This window comes from Nocardioides humilatus, from assembly GCF_008373755.1.
Taxonomy (GTDB): domain Bacteria; phylum Actinomycetota; class Actinomycetes; order Propionibacteriales; family Nocardioidaceae; genus Nocardioides; species Nocardioides humilatus.
This window is the reverse complement of sequence record NZ_VUJV01000152.1, coordinates 1-395: the sequence shown is the minus strand read 5'-3', so window position 1 is coordinate 395 and position 395 is coordinate 1. Positions and strand designations below refer to the sequence as shown.

The following is a 395-nucleotide window of genomic DNA, read 5'->3' as shown; positions in this document are numbered from 1 at the left end:
GCTGACTTGGAGCGCGCCGAGGAGCGTGCCGAGTCCGGCGAATCCAAAATCGTTGAGCTTGAGGAGGAGCTCCGTGTCGTTGGTAACAACCTGAAATCTCTGGAAGTCTCAGAGGAGAAGGCCAACCAACGCGAAGAGGAGTACAAAAATCAGATCAAAACCCTCACCACCCGTCTGAAGGAGGCTGAAGCACGTGCCGAGTTCGCCGAGCGTTCCGTGCAGAAACTGCAAAAGGAGGTCGATAGGCTTGAAGACGAACTTGTCGCCGAAAAGGAGAAATACAAGGACATCGGAGACGATCTGGATACCGCCTTCGTAGAGCTCATTCTCAAGGAATAAGCTTCCGTTATACAAAGACCCGAAGTCTGAGTGCCCTGGCAACACCATCAGCCCGC

Annotated in this window: 1 protein-coding gene; it reads left to right on the top strand. The window is 53.7% G+C overall.

The features are described from left to right. Nucleotides 1-339, top strand: a 339-nt coding sequence (locus F0U44_RS24290) for a tropomyosin (protein WP_149730630.1), incomplete at its 5' end; no start/stop codon positions are given. Nucleotides 340-395 lie beyond the last annotated feature (56 nt).